The 20,417-nt window shown below is 71.6% G+C and carries 18 protein-coding genes; 6 read left to right on the top strand and 12 right to left on the bottom strand.

Features of this window, described 5'->3' with window-relative positions; genetic code table 11:
* Positions 1-20: 20 nt before the first annotated feature.
* From CA983_RS11715 to CA983_RS11705, 3 genes are read right to left on the bottom strand one after another with little or no spacing between them, the layout of a single operon-like run.
* Positions 21-1,049, bottom strand: a complete 1,029-nt coding sequence (locus CA983_RS11715; RefSeq protein WP_086600829.1) for an ABC transporter permease — start codon at positions 1,047-1,049, stop codon at positions 21-23.
* Positions 1,042-2,532, bottom strand: a complete 1,491-nt coding sequence (locus CA983_RS11710) for a sugar ABC transporter ATP-binding protein (protein ID WP_086600828.1) — start codon at positions 2,530-2,532, stop codon at positions 1,042-1,044. The genes CA983_RS11715 and CA983_RS11710 overlap by 8 nt, the downstream gene beginning before the upstream one ends.
* Complete coding sequence (locus CA983_RS11705; protein ID WP_086600827.1) at positions 2,529-3,602, bottom strand: sugar ABC transporter substrate-binding protein; 1,074 nt, start codon at positions 3,600-3,602, stop codon at positions 2,529-2,531. The genes CA983_RS11710 and CA983_RS11705 overlap by 4 nt, the downstream gene beginning before the upstream one ends.
* A gap of 165 nt (positions 3,603-3,767) precedes the next feature.
* Here CA983_RS11705 and CA983_RS11700 point away from each other — a divergent pair, with 165 nt between their 5' ends.
* Positions 3,768-4,472 (top strand): FadR/GntR family transcriptional regulator, encoded by a 705-nt coding sequence (locus CA983_RS11700; RefSeq protein ID WP_086600826.1) that lies wholly within the window; start codon positions 3,768-3,770, stop codon positions 4,470-4,472.
* Positions 4,473-4,505: 33 nt separating this feature from the next.
* Here CA983_RS11700 and CA983_RS11695 read toward each other — a convergent pair whose 3' ends face one another.
* Positions 4,506-4,979: a carboxymuconolactone decarboxylase family protein gene (locus tag CA983_RS11695; RefSeq protein ID WP_086600825.1), complete on the bottom strand. Its 474-nt coding sequence runs from the start codon at positions 4,977-4,979 to the stop codon at positions 4,506-4,508.
* 79 nt (positions 4,980-5,058) lie between these two features.
* Here CA983_RS11695 and CA983_RS11690 point away from each other — a divergent pair, with 79 nt between their 5' ends.
* From CA983_RS11690 to CA983_RS11680, 3 genes are all read left to right on the top strand, one after another.
* Entirely contained in the window at positions 5,059-6,138 is a 1,080-nt protein-coding gene (locus tag CA983_RS11690; protein ID WP_244206815.1) for an alpha/beta hydrolase family protein, read from the top strand.
* A 138-nt stretch (positions 6,139-6,276) separates the two neighbouring features.
* Positions 6,277-7,620 (top strand): amidase, encoded by a 1,344-nt coding sequence (locus tag CA983_RS11685; RefSeq protein ID WP_086600823.1) that lies wholly within the window; start codon positions 6,277-6,279, stop codon positions 7,618-7,620.
* A 210-nt stretch (positions 7,621-7,830) separates the two neighbouring features.
* Positions 7,831-8,250 (top strand): VOC family protein, encoded by a 420-nt coding sequence (locus CA983_RS11680; RefSeq protein ID WP_086600822.1) that lies wholly within the window; start codon positions 7,831-7,833, stop codon positions 8,248-8,250.
* On the opposite strand, the gene CA983_RS11675 is transcribed toward CA983_RS11680, so the two are convergent.
* Both CA983_RS11675 and CA983_RS45045 read right to left on the bottom strand, forming a co-directional pair.
* Positions 8,222-8,761, bottom strand: coding sequence for a GNAT family N-acetyltransferase (locus tag CA983_RS11675; RefSeq protein WP_086600821.1), 540 nt, complete (start codon positions 8,759-8,761; stop codon positions 8,222-8,224). The genes CA983_RS11680 and CA983_RS11675 overlap by 29 nt on opposite strands.
* 57 nt (positions 8,762-8,818) lie before the next feature.
* Complete coding sequence (locus CA983_RS45045) at positions 8,819-8,992, bottom strand: hypothetical protein (RefSeq protein WP_107500226.1); 174 nt, start codon at positions 8,990-8,992, stop codon at positions 8,819-8,821.
* 428 nt (positions 8,993-9,420) lie between these two features.
* Between CA983_RS45045 and CA983_RS11670 the strand changes: the two genes are divergently transcribed.
* Positions 9,421-10,185 carry an SDR family oxidoreductase gene (locus tag CA983_RS11670; protein ID WP_086600820.1) on the top strand — a complete coding sequence of 255 codons (765 nt, stop codon included), beginning with the start codon at positions 9,421-9,423 and terminating at the stop codon, positions 10,183-10,185.
* Positions 10,186-10,260: 75 nt separating this feature from the next.
* On the opposite strand, the gene CA983_RS11665 is transcribed toward CA983_RS11670, so the two are convergent.
* The 6 genes from CA983_RS11665 to CA983_RS11640 all read right to left on the bottom strand — a co-directional run bounded on the left by CA983_RS11665 (position 10,261) and on the right by CA983_RS11640 (position 19,282).
* Positions 10,261-11,766, bottom strand: coding sequence for an SDR family NAD(P)-dependent oxidoreductase (locus tag CA983_RS11665; RefSeq protein ID WP_086600819.1), 1,506 nt, complete (start codon positions 11,764-11,766; stop codon positions 10,261-10,263).
* A 105-nt stretch (positions 11,767-11,871) separates the two neighbouring features.
* Positions 11,872-13,215, bottom strand: a complete 1,344-nt coding sequence (locus tag CA983_RS11660) for a wax ester/triacylglycerol synthase family O-acyltransferase (protein WP_086600818.1) — start codon at positions 13,213-13,215, stop codon at positions 11,872-11,874.
* A 144-nt stretch (positions 13,216-13,359) separates the two neighbouring features.
* Positions 13,360-15,978 carry a PA14 domain-containing protein gene (locus CA983_RS11655; protein ID WP_086600817.1) on the bottom strand — a complete coding sequence of 873 codons (2,619 nt, stop codon included), beginning with the start codon at positions 15,976-15,978 and terminating at the stop codon, positions 13,360-13,362.
* Between the two features lie 103 nt (positions 15,979-16,081).
* The gene (gene glgC, locus CA983_RS11650; protein ID WP_086600816.1) at positions 16,082-17,302 is read right to left on the bottom strand and encodes a glucose-1-phosphate adenylyltransferase; all 1,221 of its coding nucleotides are present in this window, start codon (positions 17,300-17,302) and stop codon (positions 16,082-16,084) included.
* A 51-nt stretch (positions 17,303-17,353) separates the two neighbouring features.
* Positions 17,354-18,505, bottom strand: coding sequence for a glycogen synthase (glgA, locus tag CA983_RS11645; protein ID WP_086600815.1), 1,152 nt, complete (start codon positions 18,503-18,505; stop codon positions 17,354-17,356).
* A 39-nt stretch (positions 18,506-18,544) separates the two neighbouring features.
* Positions 18,545-19,282 (bottom strand): (2Fe-2S)-binding protein, encoded by a 738-nt coding sequence (locus CA983_RS11640; RefSeq protein WP_086600814.1) that lies wholly within the window; start codon positions 19,280-19,282, stop codon positions 18,545-18,547.
* 227 nt (positions 19,283-19,509) lie between these two features.
* On the opposite strand from CA983_RS11640, the gene CA983_RS11635 reads away from it, so the two are divergent.
* Positions 19,510-20,417, top strand: a 908-nt coding sequence (locus tag CA983_RS11635) for a DMT family transporter (protein ID WP_244206812.1), incomplete at its 3' end; no start/stop codon positions are given.

The raw sequence follows: 20,417 nt of genomic DNA, 5'->3' as shown, positions 1-20,417 counted from the left end.
CGGTTGCGGCGGCGGGCGGGTCAGTCCTGGGCGCGGCCCGTGGTGACCCGGGCGATCATGAGGGCGACCAGGATGATCCCGCCGTAGATGGCCTGGATCCAGAACGACGGCACCTGGGCGAGGGTGAGCAGGTTCTGCACGACACCCAGAAGGAGTACGCCGGTCAGGGCGCCGAACATGGTGCCCTTGCCGCCGTCGAGGGCGATGCCGCCGATCACCGCCGCCGCGAACACCGTGAAGATCATGTTCTGGCCCTGGTTGGCGCTGATCGCACCGACGTACCCGGTCTGCATGATGCCGCCGACGGCGGCGAGAACACCCGCGACGACGAACACGCCGAGCATGACGCGCTCCACCCGGATGCCCGCCGCCCGGGCCGCGTCCACGTTGCCGCCGATGGCGTACAGGGCGCGGCCGACCCGGTGGTACTTCAGGACCAGCCCGGCCACCGCGAAGGCGATCGCGGCGAGCCACACGGACAGCGGGACGGTGAGGAAGGTGGTCGTCGCCAGCGAGTAGAAGCTGTCGGGCATCCCGAACAGCGTCTTGCCCTTGGTCGCGCCGACCAGCAGGCCGCGCAGCACGATCAGCATCGCGAGCGTCACGATGAACGCGTTGAGTTTGAACTTCACGACCAGGACGCCGTTGAAGGCGCCGACGGCCGCGCCCGCGACCAGGATCGCCAACAGGGCGAGCGCCGACGGGAGTTCGGTGCCCCAGCCGGACTGGGCGGCGGGCAGCACGAGCAGGGCGCCGACGGCGGGTGCGATGCCGACGACCGATTCCAGGGACAGGTCGAACTTGCCGGTGATGAGCACGAGGGACTCGGCGAGCACGACCATCGCGAGGGCGGCGGAGGCACCGAGGATCGAGACGATGTTCCGCTCGGTGAAGAACGAGTCGTTGACCACCGCACCGAGCACCAGGAGAAGCAACAGGGCGGGCACGAGGGCGAGTTCACGGGCGCGGCGGAGCAGGACGGCCTTGGCGGCGCGCTGGTCGGTGGCGCGCGCGGACGCGAGCGGCGGGGCCGCCTTGGTGTCAGCCATGGTCCACTCCTTCGATGGAGGCGATGAGCTCGTGGTCGCGCCAGCCCGCCGGGTGCTCGGCGACGACACGGCCGTGGAAGAGGACGAGGACCCGGTCGCAGCGCCTGAGGTCGTCGAGTTCGTCGGAGACGACCAGCACGGCGGTGCCGTCCTCGCGGGCGCTGTCCACCCGGGCGAGCAGGGACTCCTTGGACTTCACGTCGACGCCCACGGTCGGGTTGACCAGGACGAGGAGCCGTGGGCCGGAGGCGAGGGCCCGGGCCATGACGACCTTCTGCGCGTTGCCGCCGGACAGGTCCGAGACGGGCTGGTCGGGGCCCTCCGCGTGGATGTCGAGGCGTTCGATCAGTGCCGTGGCGACACCGCGCTTGCGGTCGGTGCCGACGAAGCCGAACCGGCCGAGCCGGTCCAGGACGCTGAGGGTGGCGTTGTCGCCGATGGACATGCCGAAGACCAGGCCCTCGTCGTGCCGGTCGCGCGGCACGAAGCCGACGCCGGCCTTCAGCGCGGCCCGGACGTCGCCGAACGGCAGCGGAGCGCCGTCGATCCGGGCCGTCCCGCCGGTGGGTGTGTGCAGTCCGGTGAACGACTCGGCGAGTTCGATCTTGCCGCTGGCGCTGGATCCGGCGAGTCCGACGACCTCGCCGCGGCGGACGGTGAGGTCGACGTCCTCGTACGCCGGCGAGGTGAGGCCGCGGACGTCGAGGAGGACGGGCCCGGCCGCCGCGACGGTCCGTCGCCGCTCGGCCTGTTCGGCGATCGTCTCCCCCGCCATGGCCTCCACCAGGGCCCGGCGGGGCAGATCAGCGACCGGCGCGGTGGTGATCCAGCGGGCGTCGCGCAGGACCGTGACGGCCTGGCAGACCTCGTACACCTCCTGGAGGTGGTGGGAGATGAACAGGAAGGTGACGCCCGAGTCCTGGAGGGCGCGCATGCGCGTGAACAGCCGCTCGATCTCGCGGTTGTCGAGCTGGGCGGTGGGTTCGTCGAGGATGATGAAGCGGGCGCCGAAGCTGAGGGCCCGGGCGATCTCCACCATCTGCCGGTCTTCGACCTTGAGGCCGGCGGTGCGGGCGTCAGGGTCGACGCGCACGTCCCAGGTGTCGAGGAGCCGGGCCGCCTCGGTCTTCAGACGGCGCCAGCTGATGAACCCCCGCTGGAGCGGCTGCCGGTTGATGAACAGGTTCTCGGCGACGGTCAGTTCGGGGACGACCGTCGGGTGCTGGTAGACGCAGGCGACCTTGCTGCGCCAGGCGTCGCGGTCGGTGAGCGCCGGCGCGGGGTCGCCGTCGAAGCGGACGGTGCCCTCGTCGGGTGCCTCCAGGCCGGTGAGGATCCTGACGAGGGTCGACTTGCCGGCGCCGTTGCGCCCGACGAGGGCGTGCGACTCGCCCGGCAGCACGGTGAGCTGCCCGTCGGCGAGGGCGGTGGTGGGGCCGTACCGCTTGACGACGCCCCGCGCTTCAGCCAGTGGGGTGCTCATTCGACCGTGTTGCCCCAGAGCTTGGGGTCGTCGACGTTGTCCTTCGTCACCAGCGGCGCGGGGAGCTGGTCCTCCAGGTTGCCGCTGGGCAGCTTGACGATGGTCGAGTCGTGGTCCGTCGGGCCCGGCTCGAACGTCTTCCCCTGCATCGCCGCCTTGATGTAGTACATGCCGTACTTGGCGTAGGCGTCGGCGGGCTGGGAGACGGTCGCGTCGATCTCGCCCTTGCGGATCGCGTCGAACTCCTGCGGGATGCCGTCGTTGGAGACGATGGTGATGTGGCCCGGCTGCCCGGCCTTCTTCAGCATGCCCTTGGACTTCAGGGTCTGGAGGGTGGGCGCGAGGTAGACGCCGCCGGCTTGCAGGTAGATGCCCTTGATGTCGGGGTTGGCGTTGAGGAGGGTGTCGAGTTTCGAGGCCGCCGTGTCGGACTCCCACTTGGCGGGGATCTCCAGGACCTTCAGCTTCGGGAAGTTCTTCTTCACGCAGGCGCGGAACGCCTCGGAGCGGTCGCGGCCGTTGACCGAGGCGAGGTCGCCCATGATCTGCACGACCTTGCCGGAGGTGATGTGCTCACCGAGGTACTGGCAGGCCTTCTCGCCGTACGCCACGTTGTTCGCCCGGACCACCATGGCGACCTTGCCCTTGTCGGGCGCCACGTCCACGGCGACGACCGGCACGCCCTTGCGCTCGGCCTGGTCGAGGCCGGCCTCGATGGCGGCGCTGTCCAGGGGGGCGACGACCAGGCCCTCGACGCCCTGGTTGAGCTGGTTGTTGATGTCGGTGATCTGCTGCGAGGGGTCGCTGTTGGAGTTGACGGTCTTCATCGCGTCCACACCCTCGGACTTCGCCATCTTCGGCACGTAGTCGTTGTACGACTGCCAGAACGGCGAGGTCAGCAGGGGCAGGACGACCCCAACCTTGCCACTGCCGTCACCGCCGCCGGCATTGGAGGCGCCGGTGTCCTTGGTACTGCCGCACGCGGCGAGCACGAGACAGGCACCGGCGGCCAGAGCCACCGTGCCGACGATCCGGGACCTGTTCCGCTTGCGCACTGTGCTTCCGGGCATCCGAGGGTGCTCCCATCGACCGGTGTTCCAGCAGATGCCCGCATACTTATCAGACCACTCACCCACCAGAACACCCCACGACACCAGATTTTCGCGCCTCTGACGCATAGTGGTCCGACCACCTCGCCGATTAGACTCACCGCAGCCGGTGATCGGAGGAATGGCGTGGACGACGAGACAGCCCCGCAGAAGGGCACCGTGACGCAGCGCGCCATCGAGCGGATCAAGGCGATGATCGGCGAGGGCCGGCTGGAGCCGGGCCAGCGGCTGCCGACCGAACGTGACCTCGCAGCCCAGCTCGGCATGTCCCGCAGCTCGATGCGGGAGGCGATCCGCGCGCTCACGGTGCTGGGCGTGCTGGAGGCCCGGCACGGGTCGGGCATCTACGTCACGCAGTTGGAGGCCGGCGACCTGCTGGAGACCTTCGGCGTCGTGGCGGACCTGTCGCGCGGCCCGCGTCTGGTGGAGCTGCTGGAGGTACGGCGGGTCCTGGAGTCGACGGCGACCGCGCTGGCCGCCGCCCGGATCACGGCGGACCAGCTGGCCGAGGTCGAGAAGCACCTGGCGGCGATGTCCGCCACGGACGATCCGGAGGAGATCCTCGCCCACGACCTGGCCTTCCACCGTGAGATCGCGACGGCCGCGGGCAACGAGACCATGGCCGCGATCCTGGAGGGCCTGTCGTCGCGGACGTTCCGCGCCCGGGTCTGGCGCGGCTACCAGGAGGAGGGCGCCTTCGCCCGCACCCGCCGCGAACACGCCGCGATCCACCGCGCCCTGGCCACCCGCGACCCCGAGGCGGCCCGCGCGGCGGCGGCCGCGCACGTGGGCGAGGTGGAGGAGTGGCTGCGGACACAGCTCGGGCCCTAGGGACAGTCCCCAGGGCCCGATGTGCCGCCGCCGCTACTTGAACTGACCGGGCTGGTAGTCGCCCGCCGGCTGCTGGAGGATGACGTTCAGCCGGTTCGCCGTGTTCATGAAGGCGATCAGCGTCACCAGGGCGACGAGCTGGTCCTCGTCGTAGTGCTTGGCGGCCCGCTCCCACACGTCGTCCGGCACCCCGCCGGCACCGTCCGCGATACGGGTCCCCTGCTCGGCCAGCTCCAGTGCGGCGCGCTCGGCCTCGGTGTAGACGGTGGCCTCCCGCCATGCGGCGACCAGGTTGATGCGTACGGAGGTCTCACCCGCCGCCGCGGCCTCCTTGGTGTGCATGTCGATGCAGACCGCGCAGCCGTTGATCTGGCTCACGCGGAGCGAGACCAGCTCCCGGGTGGCGGCCGGCAGCGGTGAGTCCACGACCAGCCGCCCCAGGGACATGAACTGCTTGATGACCTTGCCGGCGCTCGGGAGGGCGAAGACGTCCAGTCGCGCGTTCATGTGAACTCCTGTGTCGTTGTCGATGCTTACGCCCTTATGAGTCCGGGGCCCGGCCCGATGTGACATCGAGGAATGTGACGTGCGTCTCCCGGCCTCCTGGACGGTCCGCGGGGCGACAATGGACCGTATGCGGCTACGGGGCACAGCCTGGGTCACCGCCGGAATGCTGCTGGCCGTCGCGATCGGCTGTACCGGCGGTGGCAACGAAGGCGCGACCGAGACCTCTCCGGCATCGCCCCGGGCCACGAGCGAGGGACCTCTCGCGACGCCCTCCGCCACCCCCACCCCGGCCGACCCCGTCTCCCTCCCGGCCCTGATGCAGCGGAAGCACACCGGTTCCGGTCTGCGTCTCGGCGCGGTGCTCGACCGGACGCCCGCCTACACCCGCTACGCCGTCACCTACGAGGCGAACGGTCTGACCATCTCGGGGATCATGAACATCCCGGAGGGCAAGGGCCCGTTCCCGGCGCTCGTGCTGGCGCACGGGTACATCGATCCGGACGTCTACTTCAGCGGCCAGGGCATGCCCCGGGAGCAGGACCGTCTGGCCCGCAGCGGCTACGTCGTCCTGCACACCGACTACCGCAACCACGCCCGCTCCGACGACGACCCCGGCAACGACGTCGGCCTGCGCCTCGGCTACACCGAGGACGTCATCGGCGCCGCCCTGGCCCTGCGCGACTCCGGGCGGCCGGAGATCGACGGCGACCGGATCGGCCTGTTCGGCCGGTCGATGGGCGGCGGGGTCGTGTACAACACGCTGGTCGTGGCGCCCGGCCTGTTCGACGCCGCGGTGGTGTACGCGCCGGTGAGCGCACGTCCGGAGGAGAACATCGACCACTTCCAGCGGCCCGACGGCGATCCCCTCGTGGCCGAGATCGAGGAGAAGCACGGCACGCCCGAGGAGAACCCGGCCTTCTGGCGCGCGGTGTCGCCCCTGACGTACGTCGACCGTGTCACCGAACCCCTGCTGATCCAGCACGGCACGGCGGACGACACCTGCCCCCTCACCTGGTCACGGCAGGTCGCCGCCGCGTTCGAGAAGGCGGGCAAGGACGTCGAGCTGCGCACGCACGCCGGCGAGGGACACACCTTCGGACCGAGGTGGCCGGCCTCCATGGACATCACCGAGGCCTTCTTCGCACGCCACCTGCGCTGAGCCGCCCGGGCCCGGGGGCGCGCGGGGCGTGACAAGGCGCATCGACATGCCGAGGGCCTCGACGTGCGCCCCCGGCCGGTGCACAGTTCTCCTAGGTACTCGCCAGTAAGCCCCGTCCTTCCACGCCGAGGAGCCTCTGTGACCACCTGGGCCGGCCGCACCGCCGCCGAGATATCCGTCGCCGTACGCGAGAAGCGGGTCACCCCCCGCGAGGTGGTCGCCGAGCACCTCGCGCGGATCGAGCGGCTCGACGGCCGTGTCGGGGCCTTCCGCACCGTGCGCGCCGAGGCGGCGCCGGCCGAGGCCGACGAGGTGGCCGCACGCGGCGACCTCGACCGCCTGCCCCTGGCCGGGGTGCCCGTGGCCGTCAAGGACAACCTCGCCGTGCGCGGCGAGTCCACCCGCGTCGGCTCGGCCGCGACACCGGACACCCCGGCCGCCCAGGACCATGTGACGGTGGCCCGGCTGCGGGCGGCGGGCGCGGTGGTCGTGGGGCTGACGAACGTGCCCGAGCTGTGTGTCTTCGGCACCACGGACGGCGTGCTGGGCATCGCCCGCAACCCCTGGGACCCGACGCGCTCGGCGGGCGGTTCGTCGGGCGGCAGCGCCGCCGCGGTCGCCGCCGGGATGGTGCCGATCGCCCTCGGCAACGACGGCATGGGTTCCCTGCGCATACCGGCCGCGAACTGCGGCCTCGTCACCATCAAGCCGGGACACGGAGTGGTCCCGACGGGTGCCGGGGACGGCGGCTGGTTCGGCTTGTCGGAGAACGGACCGCTCGCCACGACCGTCGAGGACGCCCGCCTGATGCTCTCGGTGCTCGCGGACGACGAGCCCGCCCTCCGCTCCGAGCCCGGCCCCCTCAGGGTCGCCGTGTCGCTGCGCAGTCCACTGGCCGGCGTCACGATCAGCCGGCCGTACACGGCGGCCGCGCGGGAGGCGGCCGGGGTGCTGATGAAGGCGGGCCACCAGGTCCGGCGGGCCGACCCGCCCTACCCGATGTCGCTCGCCACGACCTCACTGGCCCACTGGACAGCGGGCACCGCCGCGGACGCCCAGCACCTCGACGCCCGCCTGCTGACCCGGCGCACCCGGATCCACGCGAGACTCGGCCGGCCCTTCATGGCCAGGGTGCGCTCCGGGTCGGCCCGGGAGCAACTGCGCCGACGGCTGGAGCCGTTCTTCGCCGAGTACGACGTGCTGCTCACGCCCGCGCTCGCCCGCCGCTCCCCCAAGGCCGCGCCCTGGCACGAGCGGGGCTGGCTGAGCAACGTCCTGGCCAACACCAACTACTCGCCCCTGACGCCCCCGTGGAACCTGACCGGCTGGCCCGCCATGTCGGTCCCCTGCGGAACCCTCCCCTCCGGCGCCCCCTGTGCCGTGCAGCTCGTGGGACTCCCCGGCACGGAGTACCAACTCCTGGAACTGGCCCAGCAGTTGCAGGAACGTAATCCGTGGCGGCGTACGGCGCCGATGAACTAGAGTCGGCCGGGTGACTGCCGGGTCGGCCGTAGGCCATGCACGAGTGAGGCGCCCGGCCTCGGAGTGAGCGCGGCGGGGGTGACCCCGCCCGGGCCCGCCCGAGAGCCGGAGAGGGCACGAGCCCCGCCTCCCGTCTCCGTTTTCCCTCGTCCCCTCGCGCCGCTGCGGCGCTTCACCACGGATCCCGGAACCCGGAGACGATTCAGACTCATGTCCCACACACAGCACGCACCCGAACTGCCGGCCACCGTCGCCCATCTCAACCACACCGCCGTCTTCGCCTCGGACCGCCGGCTGTCGGCGGAGTTCCTGGCGGCCGTCCTGGGCCTGGAGGTCGGCGCCCCCTTCGGGCCGTTCCTGCCCGTCGACCTGGGCAACGGCGTGACCCTCGACTACTACGAGAAGCGCGACGAGCCGATCCAAGGGCAGCACTACGCGTTCCTCGTGCCCGAGGAGCAGTTCGACACCATGATCGCCCGGCTGGAGGCGCTGGGGGTGACCTACTTCGCCGACCCGAGCCACACCGAGCCCGGCCGGGTCAACGACCTCTTCGGCGGCCGCGGCGCCTACTTCGACGACCCGGACGGCCACAACATGGAGATCATGACGCGGCCGTACGTCCGTCCCTGACGGCCCCGGTCACGGTCTCTGCGCTGTCCTGTAGCACCCGGTACATGATGTGCAGTCCCACCAGGCCGTGCCGGGGGTGCTCGAACGCGTCGGGCACCGTACCGAGGATCGTGAAGCCGAGGGAGGTCCACAGCTTCACGGCCGGGTTGGTCTCGACGACGGCGTTGAACACCATGCCCCGGTAGCCGGCGGCCCTGGCCTCGGTCAGGAGGTGTTCGGCGAGGGCACGGCCGTGGCCCCGGCCGCCCTCGTCCGGGTCGACCATGAAGCCGGCGTTGGCGATGCGGGCGGCGGGGCCGCCGTAGTTGGGGGTGAGGTAGGCGGAGGCGACGACGCTGCCGCTGTCGTCCTCGACGACGTAGACGCGTTTCGCCGGATTCATCCACAGGACCCGGGCCTCGTCCTCGGAGGTGCCCGGGTCCCATGCGTAGGTCTCACCCGCGGCGACGATGCGGTGCCAGAACGGCCAGATGCGCGGCCAGTCGTCAGCCGTTGCTTCCCTGATCAGCATGGACGTGAGTCTGGCACGCCCATGCTGATCGGCGAACGCGGAGGGTACGACGCCCGTTCAGTCGACGCTGGGCAGGATGTGGGGCTCGGCAAGGTCCTCCTCGTAGCCCGCGAGGCGGATCGGGGCCGACCGGGCCCACACGTCGAGGCTGCCGAGCTCGTCGGATGGGCGGCCCTTGCGCTCGGTGCGTTCCTTGGGGCGTTGCTCGCGATTCGTCTTCTCCGGTGTCACCGCGCACTCCTTATGTGTCGGTCACCCTCGGGACGTGCGCGCCGGTCCTGCTCTACGCCTGACGCCCGCTCGGGTCTGATGCCAATGCAGTTCGGACGCGGTGGCGCCGGTAATTCGCGGGAGCGCAGGCCGTGGTGTTCCGGCTTGTCCCATGACGGACCGTGGGTGTGGGTCCCGTCCTGCTGTCCGTCCGCCCCAGATTAACCAAATGAGCGGCCCCCCGCTCGATGGGGCTGAAAACTAGCGGTAACGATCGCGCGTCATCCTGTGTTCAGCTCGGGTTTACGCACTGATTTGCCACAGAAAGGACGTTTCGCGGATCGCTCGAACGGCTTAAGTCCGCACCGGCGGTTTCCGGACGGTCGCGCAGGGTCTCCCACGCCGTCTCGGGGCTGTCGACTGACGGGCCGTCATGAGACGGTACGTCCATGACGTCGCCGTCGTACGGCCTGGAGGGCAGGGCCGCCGTGGTCACGGGGGCCACGCGCGGCATCGGACGCGCTGTCGCACAAGCGCTCGCCTCGGCGGGCGCGCTGGTGTGCGTCACCGCGCGCGACGCCGACGAGGTACGGCGGACCGCCCTGGAACTGGGCGGCATCGGGCTCGCGGGCAGCGTCGCCGACCCCGGCCATCACCGGCGCCTGACGGAGCTGGCCCTGGGCGAGTTCGGCCGCCTCGACGTCCTGGTCAACAACGCGGCGACCAACCAGCCGTACGGACCGCTCATGGACGCCGCCCCGGAGGCCTGGCGCGAGGCCTTCACCGTCAATGTCGAGGCACCGCTGCGGCTGGTGCAGTGCGCGTGGCGGTCGTGGATGTCGGAGCACGGCGGCACGGTGATCAACGTGTGCACGGAGGGCGCCGGCCATGTCGGCCCGAACGTGGGCGCGTACGGCACGAGCAAGGCCGCGCTGCTGCACCTGACCGGGCAGCTCGCGGGCGAGCTGGGCCCCCGGGTACGGGTGAACTCCGTCTCCCCCGGCCTGGTGCGTACCGAGATGGCTCGGTTCATGTGGGAGCCGGGCGAGCTCGACATCGCGGCCGGCCTGCCGCTGGGCCGGATCGGAGAACCGGAGGACGTGGCCCGGGCCGTACTGTGGCTCGCCTCGGACGCGGCGGAATGGGTGACGGGAGCCGACTTGGTGGTGGACGGCGGCACCCGGGTACGGGCAGCACACATTCCGGCCTCTTAGGGGCGCGGGGCTGTATCGGTATGCGGCTCCGCCGCGTGGGCGCGACCAGCCCCACTCAACCCGCAGGCGAAGTCCCTACCACTTCCCCGGCTCGTAGTCCTTCAGAAAGACCCCGTACAGATCCTCCCCCGCCTCACCCCGCACGATCGGGTCGTACACCCGCGCCGCCCCGTCGACCAGGTCCAGCGGCGCGTGGAACCCCGCCTCCGCCAGCCGCAGCTTGTCGTAGTGAGGCCGCTCGTCCGTGATCCACCCCGTGTCGACCGAGGTCATCAGAATCCCGTCGGTCTGGAACATCTCCTGCGCACTGGTCCGCGTCACCATGTTCATCGCGGCCTTGGCGGCATTCGTGTTCGGATGCCCCGCACCCTTGTAGCCGCGACCGAACACGCCCTCCATGGCCGAGACGTTCACCACGTACGCCCGCCCGCTCGCCGCCTTCTTCGCGGCCTCGGCCATGACCGGGCGGAGCCGGCTGATCAGGATGAACGGCGCCGTGTAGTTGCACAGCTGGGTCTCCAGCAGCTCCACCGGGGAGATCTGCTCGATCGTCTGCACCCAGGTGTTGCTGTCGACGACGTCGGGGACCAGCCCGCCCGCGTCGATCGCCGTGCCGTCGAGGTGCCGCTCGACGCTGGCGTTGCCCGCGACCAGGGCGAGGTCGGCGACCTGCTGGGCGTCGAGCCCGCTGGTGCCGCCGAGGGGCAGCGCGGCCAGGCCGTCGACGGCGCCGGAGTTGAAGGCGCCGATGACGTGGTGGGCGGGGAGCTCACCGGCGGGCAGCGGGGCGCTCTCGCCCTCGACCAGCGCGGCGTAGGCGGAGGGCAGCCGGCGTACCGTCTGGGTCGCGTTGTTGACGAGGATGTCGAGCGGGCCCGCCTCGGCGACCTGCTCCGCGAGGGCCACGGCCTGGGCCGGGTCGCGCAGGTCGATGCCGACGACCTCCAGGCGGTGGATCCAGTCCGCGGAGTCGTCCATCGCCTTGAAGCGGCGGATGGCGTCCTTCGGGAAGCGCGTGGTGATCGTGGTGTGCGCGCCGTCGCGCAGCAGCCTGAGCGCGATGTACATGCCGATCTTGGCGCGGCCGCCGGTGAGCAGGGCGCGCTTGCCGGTGAGGTCGGCACGGACGTCGCGCTTCTCGCGGTTCACGCGGGCGCAGTCCGGACAGAGCTGGTGGTAGAAGTAGTCGACTTCCACGTACCGGGTCTTGCAGGTGTAGCAGGAGCGCGGGCGCTGGAGTATCCCCGCGATCCTGCCCTCCTCGGTGGCCGACGACGGCAGCAGGCCCTCGGTCTCGTCGTCGATGCGCTGGGCGGAGCCGGTCGCCGTGGCCTCCGTGACCGCCTTGTCGTGGGCGGTCTTGGCGGCCCGGCGCTCCTGGCGGCGGCGCTGCTTGACCGTGCGGTAGACGCCCGCGGTGGCCCGGCGCACGGCGACGGCGTCCGGGTGGTCGATCTCCAGCTTGTCGAGTTCCTCGAGCACGCTGAGGCAGACGGCCAGCCGCTCCGGGTCGATGCCGGGTCCGTACGAGAGCCCGCTCGCCTCGTCCATGGCCTGCGGGCCGTCCTCTGTCACCGTCATCGCCGCTGTCGTTCCCTGCTCTGCTGTGGTGGCGCGCCAGTCGCGCCCGCTTTCGAAGGGCGAATTTTACGCGAGCGACGGGCCACACCGCCAAACCCGTGCGATTCAGGACCGGCAGGCCGTGATCAGAGTGCGCACCTCCTCCGTGACGGCCGCCGCGAGCCGGTCGAGGTCCGGCACGGCATGGCCGTCGGCGACGAGCCCGTAGTGGACGCTCCCCCGGTACGTCGAGACCGCGACCGCCAGGGAGTGGCCGGGGGCCAGCGGGGCGAGGGGGAAGACGGCGGTGAGCGGGTTGCCGCCGAGCTTCAGGCCGAGGCTGGGCAGGGGCACGCTGGTGACCAGGATGTCGAACCAGAGCCGGGCCGCCTGGCCGACCAGCGGTCCGCCCAGCCGGTGGGCCAGGGCCGGGACGTGGTCGGCGAGCAGGGCGACGGCGCCCGCGCCCCGGTTGGGGCCGGCGTCCTTGTTGCGGTCCATGGCGGTGCGGACCGAGGCGAGGCGCGCCAGCGGGTCCGGGTCGTCCACCGGAAGCCGTATCAGGTACCCGGAGAGCCGGTTGCCCTGTGGGTACGCGGTGCGCGGGCGGCGCTTGGAGACGGGGATCAGGGCGCGGGGCGCGACGTCCTCGCTGCCGTCGCCGCGCTCGTCGAGCCAGCGGCGCAGCGCGCCCGCGACGACCGCGATCAGGACGTCGTTGACGGTGCCGCCGACGGTCTTGCGGACGCGGTGCACGTCGTCGAGGTCGAGCAGCACTCCGGCGGTGCGGCGGGTGCCGCTCGGCTCGCAGGTGAGCGCGGGGGTGGAGCGCACGTCGAGGGAGGAGCGGGCGACGGAGGCGCCGATGTCCAGGGCCCGGCCCACGTCGGACAGGGCGCCGCGCACCATCCCCGGCAGCTCGCGTACGTCCGGCAGCAGGCCGCGCGGGGGCTCGGCGGGTCGGGGCCGGGGCGCGGGCATGTCCAGCGGGTCCATGACGCCCGCGGCGAGGGTCAGCGCCCGCAGGCCGTCGGCCAGGGCGTGGTGGAACTTGAACAGCACCGCGAAGGAGACCCCGTCCTCGCCGGGCAGCACATGGGCCTCCCACGGCGGCCGGCCACGCTCCAGCGGACGTCCCATGAGCCGGCCCGCGACCGTGTGGAAGTCGGCGGTCGGGGCGTGCAGCCGCACATGGTTCAGGGCATCGAAGTCCGGGTCGGGTTCGCGGGCCGCGCCGCCGAAGGCGAGGGGCCGTCGCAGTGCGGAGGGCAGCGGCTGCCACACGTTGCGGATCCGCATCCGCAGTCCGGGCATGCCGGCGGCGCGAGCCGCGAGCAGGTCGGCCGCGTGGGCGCCGGCGGCGGGCGAGTGGGCCGAGAAGATCCCGAGCGCGCCGAGGTGCATCGGGTTGTCCGCGGACTCGATGTTCCAGAACGCCAGGTCGAGAGGAGCGAGCAGGTCAGCAGTCAAGGGCTTGCCTCGCGTCGACGACGGGTGGGCCAGCAGTCAATCGCCCCCAGCCGATTACGGTCAAGTACGATCAGGCTACGTACAGTTAACAGCACATTAAGTCCCGCCCCGATGAAAGGGGCGGGACTTATGGTGCATGTGCGGTCAGTCCAGCACAGGACGCGGCGCCGGGCACCCCGTGGGAGTCACCCGGGAGGCGTCACGGATCAGCGTCTGGTGGGCTGTCTTCAGCCGGGCCGTGTCCGGTTTGAGCACGGCCCGGTCGTACGTCAGGAAGCCGTTCAGCTCGCCCTCGACGTCCGCGATCTGGGTGTAGACGGCCCCGCTGCTGCCCCGGCAGACCAGCTGCCGGACCTCGTCCAGCTTCGCCAGGTAGTCGTCCGTGTAGGTGGCCGGGTCGACGTCGACGTACGACTGCTGCACCGACCAGGCGTGCCCGGGCACCGCGAGGCCCAGTCCGCCGTACTCGCCGCTGACCAGTGCGCGCTCGCCGTCGGGGCGGGGCGGCAGGGCGGGGCTCGGGTAGCCGTGCTCGTCCATGATGTCGCCGGTGCCGCCGTCGGCGCCGAGGTTCAGCCCGGACTGGCCGTTGACCAGCCGGGTGGGGTCCCACGCCTTGGCCTGCTCGGCTATGCGGCCCACGTCGTACTGGCCCCAGCCCTCGTTGAAGGTCACCCACATGACGACCGACGGGCTGCTGACGTGCTCGTCGAACATCTCCTTCAGCTCGCGCTCGTAGCGGGCGCGGGAGGCGGGGCTCGGATTCACACCGGCCGTCATCGCGGGCATGTCCTGCCACACCAGCAGTCCGAGCCGGTCGGCCCAGTGGAACCAGCGGTCCGGCTCGACCTTGATGTGCTTGCGGACGGAGTTGAAGCCGAGCCGCTTGTGCGCCCTCAGGTCGTAGGCGAGTGCCTCGTCGGTGGGCGCGGTGTGCAGGCCGTCCGGCCAGAAGCCCTGGTCAAGGGTGGCCATCATGAAGACGGGCTCGCCGTTGAGGACCGTGCGTGGGACGCCGTTGACCTTCTCGACGGCGATGGAGCGCATCCCGAAGTAGCTGCCGACCCGGTCGGCGCCGACCTTCACCTTCAGGCCGTACAGGAACGGGTCGTCGGGCGACCACAGGTGCGGGTCGCGGATGGTGAGCGTCAGCGGGCTGCCGGTGTGGCCGCTCGCCGTGGCCACCTTGCGCCGGCCGTCGTACGCCGTCGCCGTGATCGGCACGCCGTCCCGGACGCCCCGGGCCTGAACGGTCAGCTTCTCGCCGGCCACGTCGGGGATGAGCTTCAGGGAGTCCACGTGGTCGCGGGCCACCGGCTCCATCCAGACCGTCTGCCAGATGCCGGAGGACGGGGTGTACCAGATGCCGCTGGGGTCCAGGCGCTGCTTGCCGAGCGGCGGGTTCTCGCCGGACGCCGCGTCGGTGGGGTCGTAGACGCCGACGATCAGCTCCTGGGTGCGGCCGGGCTTGAGCGCGTCGGTGATGTCGGCGCTGAACTTGTCGTAGCCGCCCTCGTGGGTGGCGACCTCGGTGCCGTTGACGTAGACCTCGGAGCGCCAGTCGACGGCGCCGAAGTTGAGCTTGAGCCGCTTGCCGGAGCCGATGTGCCAGTCGGGCGGGACCGTGAAGGTGCGGCGGTACCACATGCGGTCCTCGTGCCGTTCGATGCCGGAGAGCTGGGACTCCACCGGGTACGGGACGAGGATGCGCTCCTTCAGCGTCCTGCCCACGGGCGGCTGCTCGCCCGGCTCGGCGGCGGCGAACTGCCAGCGGCCGTTGAGGCTCTGCCAGGCCTCCCGGGTCAGCTGCGGCCGCGGGTACTCGGGGAGGGCGTTGCCGGGTCCGACCTCGTCGGCCCAGCGGGTGCGCAGCTGGTGGGTCGAGCGGTTGGGGCCGCTGGTCCAGAACTCCTCGACAACGTTGCCGTCGGTGTCGGTGAGGCCGCCCCGGCCGTCGTAGCGGACGTCGGCGGTGCCACGGGCCGTGCCGGTCTTGTTGCCGACGACCGGTTCGTCGAGGGTGACCAGGAGGGATGTGGGGTCGGACGGGTCCGGCCGTGCCGGGCCCAGGGGCCATGCGGCGCCGCCGATCACCGCGCGCAGGTGGCCGGTGAAGCCGGGCGGGGGTGCGGCGAGGGGCTGGGCGAAGTCCAGCTTGAGGGTGCGGCCGGTGGACTGGACCGTGGCCGCGAGGGCTCCGTCGTAGTCGAAGCCGTCGGGGAGGCGGAACGCCGACTGCGGGACGGGCTGCTTGCCGCTGCCGGGCGGCGTCCAGCGGAGGTGGAAGTTGGAGCCGCCGTAGTGCTCGAAGTACTCGACCTTGATGTCGTAGGGCGTGCCGGCGGTCAGGTCGACGGGCTGCGCGGTCTGTTCGCGGTCCCAGTCGTCGACCCAGTGGTCGATGGCGAGCCTGCCGTCGATCCACAGGCGGAAGCCGTTGTCGCCGATGACCGAGAAGGTGTGGGGGCCGCTCTTCTCCGGGACGAGCTTGCCGGTCCAGCGGACGCTGACGTCGTCGGACTGGCCGGTGGTGAAGGTCAGGCGCGGTTCCAGGTTGTCGAAGTCGAGGTCCTGGTCGAACGTGGTCGCCTTCAGGGTGTGGAAGTCGAAAGCGCCGGGGGCGGAGTGCGTGTAGTACTCGCCCTTGAGGCCGTGGATCTCGGCCGGGTCGTCCGCGAGGGCGGGTGCCGCGGTCAGGCCGGTGAGGGCGAGGAGCGCGGCGAGCAGTAACGCGAGTCGGGCTTTGAGGCGTCTGGTACGCACGGAACCTCCATAACAACGTTGTCATGGACAGGAGTAGGCATGACAACATCACGGATTCCGTTCTTCGTCCAGAGGCAGGACAAAGTCCCCCGGCCGGTCCTCGTCAGGTGACCAGCTGCCCCTTTCCGAGGGCGATGACGCCGCCTTTGGACACGGTGTAGAGCTCTGCGTCCCGCTCCGGGTTGACGCCGATCGTCGCGCCCGGCGGCACCTCGACGTTCTTGTCGAGCACCGCGCCGCGCACCACCGCGCCCCGGCCGATGTGCACGTTGTCGTGCAGCACGGACCCCTGCACGACGGCCCCCGGGTCGACCACCACACCCGGCGACAGCACGGACCGCGTGACCTGCCCGCGGATCAGGCAGCCGGCGCTGATGATGGACTCGCTGGCGATGCCCCCGGCGTTGAAACGGGCCGGCGAGAGCTGGTACGAGTGCGTGTAGATGGGCCAGCTGCGGTTGAACAGGTTGAAGGCCGGGCGCTCGGCGATCAGGTCCATGTGGGCCTCGTAGTAGGCGTCCAGCGTGCCGACGTCCCGCCAGTAGCCCTGGTCGCGAGTGGTCTCACCGGGCACGTGGTTGGCGCTGAAGTCGTACAGCGCGGCCTCGCCCCGGTCGGTGAGCTGGGGCAGGATCGAGCCGCCCATGTCGTGCACGGAGCGCTCGTCCTCCGCGTCCCGCTGGAGCGCCTCGATGAGGGCCTTCGTCGTGAAGATGTAGTTGCCCATGGAGGCGAAGACCATCTCGGGGTCGTCGGCCAGGCCGGGCGGGTCCGTCGGCTTCTCCAGGAAGCGCTCCACCGTCTGGCCGTCCGAGCCCGGCGTGATCACGCCGAACGCCGAGGACTCGGTGCGCGGCACCCGGATCCCGGCCACCGTGACGCCCGCTCCGCTGTCGATGTGCTGGGTGAGCATCTGGCGGGGGTCCATGCGGTAGACGTGGTCGGCGCCGAAGACGGCGACGTACTCGGGGCGCTCGTCGTAGATCAGGTTCAGCGACTGCAGGATCGCGTCCGCGCTGCCCAGGTACCAGCGGGGGCCCAGGCGCTGCTGGGCGGGCACGGGTGTGACGTAGTTGCCGAGCAGGCTGGACATCCGCCAGGTGGTGGTGATGTGCCGGTCCAGCGAGTGCGACTTGTACTGCGTCAGGACGCAGATGCGCAGCACGTCGGCGTTCACCAGATTGGACAGGACGAAGTCGACCAGGCGGTAGGTACCGCCGAAGGTGACCGCGGGTTTCGCCCGGTCCGCGGTGAGGGGCATCAGACGCTTGCCCTCTCCGCCGGCCAGCACGATTCCCAGGACCGAAGGACCACCACGACGCATGGCCGCTCCCCTCACGCAGATTTCCCGATGCCTGCCCCTGAGCAGCTCGTACTAAGCCTGTTTCAGGATCTCCTCGTAGAGCCGGACCGTGCGGCGGGCCACCGCGTCCCAGCCGAACTCGCCGACCGCGCGTTCCCGCCCGGCCTCACCCATCCGCCGGGCGGCCTCCGGATCGCCCAGGACGGAGTCCATGGCCCGGGCGAGCCCCGCCTCGAAGCCGTCGCCGGACGGGACCAGCAGGCCCGTCCTGCCGTCGTCCACGACCTCCGGGATCCCGCCGACCGCCGAGGCCACCACGGGCGTGCCACAGGCCATCGCCTCCAGGTTCACGATGCCGAGCGGCTCGTACACCGAGGGGCAGACGAACAGGGCCGCGTGCGTGAGGAGCTGGATCACCTCCGGGCGCGGCAGCATCTTCGGAATCCAGAAGACGCCGTCGCGGACCCGGCTCAGTTCCCCGAACAGCTCGCGGAACTCCTGGTCGATCTCCGGCGTGTCCGGCGCGCCCGCGCACAGCACGACCTGCGCGGCCGGGTCGATGTCCCGCACCGCGCGCAGCAGGTGGGGCACGCCCTTCTGGCGGGTGATGCGGCCGACGAACAGCACGTACGGACGGGAGCGGTCCAGGCCGATCCGGTCCAGGGCGTCCGTGCCGTGGTCGGGCCGGTACAGGCTCGTGTCGATGCCGTTGTGCACGACGTGGACCTTGTCAGGGTCCAGTGCCGGGTAGCAGCCGAGGATGTCCTCGCGCATGGCGCCCGACACGGCGATCACCGCGTCGGCGGACTCGATCGCGGTGCGCTCGGCCCAGCTCGACAGCTCGTAGCCGCCGCCGAGCTGCTCGGCCTTCCAGGGGCGCAGCGGCTCCAGGGAGTGCGCGGTCATCACGTGCGGGATGCCGTACAGCAGCTTGGCGAGGTGGCCGCCGAGGTTGGCGTACCAGGTGTGGGAGTGGACCAGCTCGCGGCCTTGGAGGGCGGCGGCCATGGCCAGGTCGACGGAGAAGGTGCGCAGCGCGTCGTTGGCGCCGTCGAGCGTGGACCACGGCCGGTGGCGTCGCACGCCGTCGGCGCGGCCCTCGCCCCAGCAGTGCACGTCCAGGTCGACCAGAGGCCGGAGTTCCCGGGCGAGGAACTCCACGTGGACACCTGCACCGCCGTACACATCCGGCGGGTACTCCCGGGTCAGCAGTCCCACTCGCACCCGCAACTCCCTGCTCTCAGCGGCCGTTCCCTTTCATGGTCACCCAGATGAGGCCTGTGGGGAAGAGCGGGGCGGCCGTGTGAAGCAACAGTCACCACATAGGCCCCCGCCGGGCACGCGGTAGTACAGACAGCAGCTGCGGCGCCGGAAGGCGGTCCCGGTGAGGGTTCCGGAGCCGGCGAGCAGGGGGTGCGCGAGAAGTTCGGCGGCCAGGGAACGGGCCCGGGCGGCGGTGTCCGTACGGCCGTGCCGCCGGGCCCAGCGGTCGAGTTCCCGGGCGGCGCCCGCCAGCGCGGAGGCGGCGTTGCCCCGCAGCAGGCCCGGGGCGAGGCGGTGGTGGGCGCGCAGGGCCGCGGAGAGGGGTTGCAGGTGGCCGTGCAGGACGACGTCCGCGACGGTCGAGGCGTCCCCGGGGAGCGGCCGTACGTCCGAGAGCCACAAGTCGTCGGGGGCGCCGGCGTCGGCGTCCCAGTGCAGCAGCCGGGCGTCGAGGTCGGGGACACGGCCGTAGAGCGCGGCACAGCCGAGCGCCACGGACCACAGGCGGGCGGCGAGTCCCAGGTGGGCCACGGACGCCGCGACGCGCACCTCCGGGGCGCGCAGGGCGGTCGCTACTTTTCCGATACGGAAAATCAGGGGATTTCCGTATACATCCGGTGACGTGGCGGCGTAGGCCTGTGCGAGAGTGGGGAGAGGCCCGGCCGCCGCTCCCCCCGTGCGCAGCACGAAGTAGCCGCCGAGCGGGCGGAGCGCGGCAAGGTCGGGGTCGAGGTCCACGGAGGCCAGTAGTACCAAGGCCCCTAAGGGATGCGACCCGGTGGCCCCCGACCGGGTCGCCCACCCTGGGGATGACGGGGGTCCCCTCGTACTCCATCGGCAGTAGGACCCAATGAGTGCTCAGGGACGACGACGGGAAGACCTGGACACGGCAGGGTGTTGGTCATGAAAGCCGACCTTTCGCCGCGCCGGGCCGATCGCCCCCGCCTGACGCAGAGGAGCAGCCGATGAGCGCCCTCGCGTTGTCCGTCCTGCTGTCGCTCGTCTCCGCGTTCGCCTACGCGGGCGGGGCGATCGTGCAGGAGCGGGTCGCGGCGTCGTCGGGCGAGCAGTACGCGCCGCTGCGCCGGCCGGGCTGGTGGGCGGCGGTCGCGCTCAACGGCCTCGGCGGTCTGCTGCACGTGGTGGCGCTGGCGTACGGTCCGCTCAGCCTGGTGCAGCCGCTCGGCGCGCTGACCATCGTGGTGGCCCTGCCGATGGCGGCGCTGTTCGTCGGCCGCAAGGCGGGTGCCACGGCGTGGCGGGGCGCGATCATGGCGACGGTGGGGCTCGCCGGTCTGCTGTCCCTGGTCGCCGCGTCCGACGCGCAGTCGCTGGACGCGGCGCAGCGGGTGGCCGTGGCCCTGGTCACCGCGGGTGTGGTCGTGGCGCTGATGATCGCCGGCCGGGCCGCGCACCGGCACCCGGCGGTCCGCAGCATGCTGCTGGCGACCGCCTCCGGTATCGCGTTCGGCATGTCCTCGGTGTTCACCAAGACCGTCGCGGTCGACTGGACCGGCGGTGTGTCGGCGGCGGACGTGCCGTCCCTCGCCGTGATCGGCGTCCTCGCCACGGCCGGCATGCTGCTGTCGCAGGCCGCCTACCGAGGTGCCGGCCTCGCGGCCCCGCTGGCCACGCTGACGGTCGTGAACCCGGTGGTGGCTGCCGCGGTCGGCATCACGATGTTCGGCGAAACCTTCCGCTACGGCACGACGGGCACGGCGCTCGCCCTCAGCTGCGGCGTGGTGGCGGCGGGCGGCCTCATCCTGCTGACGACGGAGCGGCTCACCCACGCCCACCCGGAGAGCGAGGGAACGGGGCTGGAGGTCGCCGGCACGGGTCTGGTTCCGGTGGACACGGGCCTCGGGGCGCCGGG

The sequence above is a fragment of the Streptomyces swartbergensis genome, assembly GCF_002148965.1.
Classification (GTDB): Bacteria; Actinomycetota; Actinomycetes; order Streptomycetales; family Streptomycetaceae; genus Streptomyces; species Streptomyces swartbergensis.
The sequence above is the reverse complement of the archived record's forward strand: the minus strand, read 5'-3'. Positions and strand labels throughout refer to the sequence as shown.